The organism is Ruminococcus sp., from assembly GCF_045129435.1.
GTDB lineage: Bacteria > Bacillota > Clostridia > Oscillospirales > Acutalibacteraceae > Ruminococcoides.
The window spans coordinates 1-2,671 of record NZ_JBGVJL010000105.1 but is presented as its reverse complement, the minus strand read 5'-3'; the positions used below and the strand labels follow the sequence as shown (position 1 = coordinate 2,671).

General features: G+C 39.5%; 2 protein-coding genes. One reads left to right on the top strand and one right to left on the bottom strand.

Annotation, left to right across the window (positions count from 1 at the left end):
• Window positions 1-549 precede the first annotated feature (549 nt).
• The gene (locus ACJMMI_RS05090) at window positions 550-2,241 is read left to right on the top strand and encodes a S1C family serine protease (RefSeq protein ID WP_405354098.1); all 1,692 of its coding nucleotides are present in this window, start codon (window positions 550-552) and stop codon (window positions 2,239-2,241) included.
• A 151-nt stretch (window positions 2,242-2,392) separates the two neighbouring features.
• Here ACJMMI_RS05090 and ACJMMI_RS05085 read toward each other — a convergent pair.
• A partial coding sequence (locus ACJMMI_RS05085) for a DUF3825 domain-containing protein (RefSeq protein ID WP_405354097.1) occupies window positions 2,393-2,671 on the bottom strand: 279 nt, incomplete at its 5' end.

The window sequence follows — 2,671 nt, the reverse complement described above, 5'->3', positions numbered from 1 at the left end:
GCAAAGCCCAAGAAAAGTTGTGTTTATTGCAAATTTTCAGGCACAAACAGCAATGCTGTTTGTGTGCTAAAGCAAAGTTTGATAAAACAGGCGACAGCCTTTTGATAAGAAATAATTTATAAATTGAAAACAATATTTTTTCTGTTTTGTGTTGCTATCGCCATTATAAAGCTTTTACTATTGAGCTCAAGCCACCAAACAGCAAGCTGTTTGGCTATCAAAACTTTGCGTTATCTAAAGTATTGTGTGCTTTGCCCAAACCCACAACCTTTGAAAAAGGTTGACCAAATTTTTATTTCCGAGTATAAATTCTGTAATAATTTAAGCAAAATTTCCCGACCGTTGTTTAGCAAAGCTATCTCAACTTTCATTATAGAGTCATATTTTGCAATAAGGCGATTAAGAATATAAAGTGAATTCGGTTTCATAGTTATTTCAATTTATTTCATATTCATTTCAAAACGAGTTCATATAGTTTTCACTTGGCAAAATTATTATATATACATCGTAAGAGATACGAAAGACACAGCATTTAAGGAGGACTAAAAAATGCTTGATAATAAAAATCCAAATGAATTCGATGACATTTACTCAGGCAATTCTGAGAACACAACAGGCACTACACCGGAAAGCACAGATACCACACAGGAAAGCAAATCTGCTTCATACGAATGGAATTCTGATAAAACCGAGTCAAAGTCAACCGACTCAGAGTATCACTACTCATATGTAAACGGCAACAACAAAGACGCTTCTCATAATCCAAACAGATACAATGAGCAGACTCAGTATTCTTCACAGCAGAGCTATTCATCTCAGAATACCGGTGCAGGCTACAGCAATAATTATCATAACCCAAATGCAAATACCTATGATAATTATCAGTCAAACACTTCTAATGGCTACACTGCACAGAATCAGCAGTCACAGAATGTGTATAATTCTCAGCCATATGGCACAGCTCCAAATCATCACGCAGCAAATGCAAAACCACCAAAGGTAAAAAAGCCAAAGAAACCGAGAAAGCCGATGACAAGAGGCGGAATTGCAATCGCACTTGCAGTAACAATGGTATTCTCTTGCGGACTTGGTTTTGGCGGAGGATATCTTGCAAATAAAATGAACACAACTACAAGCGGCAGTTTGAATATTACTAAGGCAAACAGCAGCGGAACAACCACAACCGCATCAACAACCTCTACCGCAAATTCAACCTCAGAGATTGTTAAAAAGACAGCCGACAGCGTTGTTGAAATTTCAACGGAGAGCGTTGTAACAGGTTCGTTTGCTCAGCAGTATGTTCAGCAGGGTGCAGGCTCCGGCGTTATCATTTCGCAGGACGGTTACATTCTCACAAATAACCATGTTATTGACGGTGCAAATTCTGTTAAAGTAAGACTCAGAGATGGCACAGAGTATGACGCTACAATCATTGGCAGTGATGCAGACAATGATATTGCTTTATTAAAGGTTGACGCAACAGGTCTTTCTCCTGCAACTTTTGGCGATAGCAGCAGTCTTGCAGTAGGCGACTATGTAGTAGCAATCGGTAACCCACTCGGTGAGCTTGGAGGTACAGTTACAGACGGTATCATCTCAGCCCTCGCAAGAAAGGTTACTATTGAAGATACTCAGATGACACTTTTGCAGACAAATGCTCAGGTAAACCCAGGCAACTCAGGCGGCGGACTTTTCAATGCTAACGGCGAGCTTGTCGGTATTGTAAACGCTAAGCAGAGTGCAACCGAGGTTGAGGGTATCGCATTTGCTATTCCGATTAACAATGTTCTTGACATTCTCAGCGACCTTAAAGAATACGGCTATGTAACAGGTAAGGTTGACCTTGGTATGGACTTTACAGACATTACATCAAACGAAACCGCTTTCTATTACGGCGTAAATCAAACAGGCTGCTATGTACTTTCAGTTGACACAGGTTCAAACGCTGAAAAGGCTGGTATGACAAGAGGCGACTTAGTTACAAAGGTAAACGATACAGATGTATCTTCATCAGATGATATTACCACAGCACTTCAGAATGCTGAGGTAGGTGACACAGTGACATTCACAGTAAGCCGCAGAGGCACAAGCAAGACAATTTCATTTGTACTTGAAGAATATGTGCCGGCGGTAAGCAATTCACAGATTACAAACGGTTCGCAGAAAACCACTACTCCAACTTCAGAGGGCAATAGCTCAAATGGTGACGACTCAATCTGGTCACAGATGTTTGGCTGGTAATGCTCCTGTTTATATAAATAATTCATTCTAATCTCTCCATCAAGCAAGAGCCGGTGCAATACGCATCGGCTCTTGTGTGTTATAAAAGGATTTCCTTAAAAATAGCAATGCACCCTGCAAAACTGCAAGGTGCATTCTTATTTACGAAATATTATTCATTTATGTCGTCTTCACAATCATTAGAGTAACTTGCTTCGATATTTTCTGTTGTTAGCCATTCACTGTTAGGACGACATATCTGTCGGGCATCTTGATAAGCCATATCAAGAGTAAGAATTGTTTGCCCCTGATAATTTCCGGTATCAAGTTTTTGTATAACCAATGCAACATCAGCTTTATTATCATTGTTTGTTAAGCAAAGAGGAAGAAGTAAGCTAATATTGTTAACTCTCGGGTAATATATAGGGATTGCTGTTTTATAGTTCCATTT